This is a genomic window from Micromonospora sp. KC606, assembly GCF_004348675.1.
In the GTDB taxonomy this organism is placed as follows: Bacteria; Actinomycetota; Actinomycetes; order Mycobacteriales; family Micromonosporaceae; genus Micromonospora.
This window is the reverse complement of record NZ_SMKN01000336.1, coordinates 1-3,743: the sequence shown is the minus strand read 5'-3', so window position 1 is coordinate 3,743 and position 3,743 is coordinate 1. Positions and strand designations below refer to the sequence as shown.

General features: G+C 71.4%; 2 protein-coding genes. Both read right to left on the bottom strand.

Going from position 1 to position 3,743, the window contains the following annotated elements; all coding sequences use genetic code 11:
- Positions 1-244: 244 nt before the first annotated feature.
- Complete coding sequence (locus tag E1193_RS30480; RefSeq protein WP_132186588.1) at positions 245-2,347, bottom strand: 3-hydroxyacyl-CoA dehydrogenase NAD-binding domain-containing protein; 2,103 nt, start codon at positions 2,345-2,347, stop codon at positions 245-247.
- A gap of 49 nt (positions 2,348-2,396) precedes the next feature.
- Complete coding sequence (locus E1193_RS30475) at positions 2,397-3,590, bottom strand: thiolase family protein (RefSeq protein ID WP_132186587.1); 1,194 nt, start codon at positions 3,588-3,590, stop codon at positions 2,397-2,399.
- Positions 3,591-3,743: the final 153 nt, after the last annotated feature.

Genomic DNA, 3,743 nt, shown 5'->3' with positions numbered 1-3,743 from the left:
GGACTGCGGCTGCGCGGACCACGGGTCGACCGGCGGTGTGGACATCATTCAGCTCCAGGCGAGGGGTGAGGACGCGTGATGGTAGCGAGCCGGGGCCGGCCGCGCTGCCCAGCCCGAGTCTGACCCGGTACCGCAACCCGACGACGCTTGCGTGCCGCCTGACGCCCCGACCGGACGACCGCGGCGGCCGGACGCCCCGGCAGGGGGGCGCCGACCGCCGCGGTCGTGGGGGAGCGGGGATGGCTCAGGCGGGCAGGCTGGCCACCCCGCGGGGCAGGAACCGCCGGCCGGTGACCTTCTCGCTGGTGCCGGTGCGGTCCAGGTACGGCGTGACGCCGCCCAGGTGGAACGGCCAGCCGGCACCGAGGATCATGCACAGGTCGATGTCCTGCGCCTCGGCGACGACGCCCTCGTCGAGCATCAGCCGGATCTCCTGGGCCAGGGCGTCGAGCGCGTTCTGGCGCACCTGCTCCTCGGTGAGCGGCTGGTCGCCGACCACGAGCAGCTTGGCGACCTCGTCGTTGATCTGGTCGTCAACCACGATCGGCTGGCCGGAGTCGGCGATCCGCTTGAGGTTCTCGCTGACGCCGAACCGGTCCGGGAACGCCGCGTGCAGGGTGCCGCCCACGTGGTACGCCACGGCCGGCCCGACCAGCTGGAGCAGGGCGAGCGGACGCATCGGCAGGCCGAGCGGGTCCAGCGCGCGGTCGGCCACCTCCAGCGGGGTGCCGGCGTCGACAGCGGCGAAGACGGTGCCGAGGAAGCGGGTCAGCAGCCGGTTGACCACGAACGCCGGGGCGTCGGAGACCAGCACCGAGGACTTCTTCAGCTGCTTGCCGACCGCGAACGCGGTCGCCAGGGTCGCGTCGTCGGTCCGCTCGCCCCGGATGATCTCCAGAAGCGGCAGCACGGCGACCGGGTTGAAGAAGTGGAAGCCGACGACCCGCTCCGGGTGCTCCAGCTCCTCCGCCATGGCGGTGACCGACAGCGACGAGGTGTTCGTCGCCAGCACGGCCTCCGGCTTGACGACCTTCTCCAGCTCGGCCCAGACCTGCTTCTTGACGTTCAGGTCCTCGAAGACGGCCTCGATGACGAAGTCACAGTCAGCAAACGATGTGCGCTGGCCTGAGGTGGCGGCGGCGAAGGCGTCAGCCTTGGCCGCGCCGCTGACCAGGCCGTACAGCTTGGCGGCGGTGCCCTTGTCCATCCGGCCCTTGCTGACTGCCTTCTCGATCTGGGCGTGCACGTACGCCACGCCCTTGTCGACCCGGGACTGGTCCAGGTCGGTCATCACGACCGGCACCTGGAGGCGGCGGGCGAAGAGCAGGGCGAGTTGGCTGGCCATCAGGCCGGCGCCGACGATGCCCACCTTGGTCACCGGGCGGGCGAGGCTCTTGTCCGGCGCGCCGGCCGGCCGCTTGGCCCGCCGCTGCACCAGGTCGAAGGCGTAAAGGCCGCTGCGCAGCTCCTCGGAGAAGATCAGGTCGGCCAGCGCCTCGTCCTCGGCGGCGGTGCCGGTGGCGAAGTCGGCGTCCTTCGCCGTCTCCAGCAGGTCCAGCGCCTTGTACGCGGCCGGGACCGCGCCGTGCAGCCGCTGGTCGAGGGTCTGCCGGGCGAAGTAGAGCACCCCGGCCCACATGTCCTTGTCGACCTCGGGCCGAGTCACGGTGACCTCGCCGGAGACCACACCGGCGGCCCACTGCAGGGACCGCTCGAGGAAGTCCGCCGGCTCCAGCAGCACGTCCGCGATGCCCATCTCGGCGGCCTGCTTCGGCTTGAGCATCTTGTTCTGCATGAGCGGGTTCTGGATGATCACCTGGGTGGCGGCCGGGATGCCGATCAGGTTCGGCAGCAGCTGGGTGCCGCCCCACCCGGGGACCAGGCCGAGGAAGACCTCGGGCAGGGCCAGCGCCGCCGCGCCTCCCGACAGGGTCCGGTAGTGGCAGTGCAGCGCCAGCTCCAGGCCGCCGCCCATCGCCGCGCCGTTGACGAAGGCGAACGTGGGGATCGCGCTGTCCTTGAGCCGGGCGAAGACCCGGTGGCCGAGCCGGCCGATCTCCAGCGCCTGCGCCCGGTCGGCGAGCTGCGGCAGGCTGGTGATGTCCGCGCCGACACAGAAGACGTACGGCTTGCCGGTGACCGCGATGAACGCCGGGTTCGCCGCCAGGGCGGTGGTGATCGCCTCGTCGAGGCTGGTCAGACCGGCCGGCCCGAAGGTGTTCGGCTTGGTGTGGTCGAAGCCGTTGTCCAGGGTGATCAGGGCGGCGGGGCGGTCGAGCCCCGGCACGTTCACCTGGCGCAGCAGCGCCTTGGTGACGACCTCGTTCGGTGCGACGAGCGCGCTCATACGTTGACACCCTCCGTTCGCGACTGCGGGACTCGCTCGTTCCTCGCGCTCACTTGCCACCCTCCCAGTGCGGGTTCTCCCAGATCACGGTGCCGCCCATGCCGATGCCGACGCACATGGCGGTGAGGCCGTAACGGACCTCGGGGTGCTCGGCGAACTGCCGGGCGAGCTGCGTCATCAGCCGTACGCCCGAGGAGGCCAGCGGGTGACCGATGGCGATCGCGCCACCCCACGGGTTGACCCGCGGGTCGTCGTCGGCGATGCCGAAGTGGTCGAGGAAGGCGAGCACCTGCACGGCGAACGCCTCGTTGAGCTCGAACAGGCCGATGTCGTCGATGGTCAGGCCGGCGATGCGCAGCGCCTTCTCGGTCGACGGGATCGGGCCGACGCCCATCACCTCGGGCTCGACCCCGACGAAGCCGTAGGACACCAGCCGCATGGCGATCGGCAGGCCCAGCTCGCGGGCGGTGGACTCGGCGGCCAGCAGGCTGGCGGTGGCGCCGTCGTTCAGGCCGGCCGCGTTGCCGGCGGTGACCCTGCCGTGCGGGCGGAACGGGGTCTTGAGGGTGGCGAGCTTCTCCAGCGAGGTGTCCCGGGGAGCCTCGTCCACGGTGGCCAGGCCCCACCCGGTCTCCGGGTCGCGGACCGCGACCGGCACCAGGTCGGGTTGGAGCTTGCCGTCGGCGTACGCCTTGGCGGTCTTCTGCTGGGAGGCGAGCGCGAACGCGTCGGTGCGCTCCTTGGTGATCTGCGGTACCCGGTCGTGCAGGTTCTCCGCGGTGGCGCCCATGACCAGGGCGGACGGGTCGACCAGCTTCTCGGCGATGATCCGCGGGTTGGCGTCGACGCCCTCGCCCATCGGGTGCCGGCCCATGTGCTCGACGCCACCGGCGATGGCCACGTCGTACGCGCCAATGGCGATGCCGCCGGCGACGGTGGTGACGGCCGTCATCGCGCCGGCGCACATCCGGTCGATGGCGAAGCCGGGCACGGTCTTGGGCAGGCCGGACAGCAGGGCGGCGGTGCGGCCGATGGTCAGGCCCTGGTCGCCGATCTGGGTGGTCGCGGCGATGGCGACCTCCTCGACCCGCTCCGGGGGCAGCTGCGGGTTACGACGCAGCAGCTCACGGATGCAGCGGATCACCAGGTCGTCGGCGCGGGTGTTGGCGTACATGCCACCCGCCTTACCGAACGGGGTGCGGACGCCGTCGACGAAGACGACATCCCTAACTTCACGGGGCACTTGGAGCCTCCTCTTCGACCATAATTCGGCCTCCGCGCCGCCAGGCGGCGCTACGGACCGAATGAGGGTCGGCCGGCACTGGCATTTCCCCCGGATGCTACTCGTCAGTAACCAACTCCGTCACCACCCCCCGTGTGGCCCACCCCACACCCT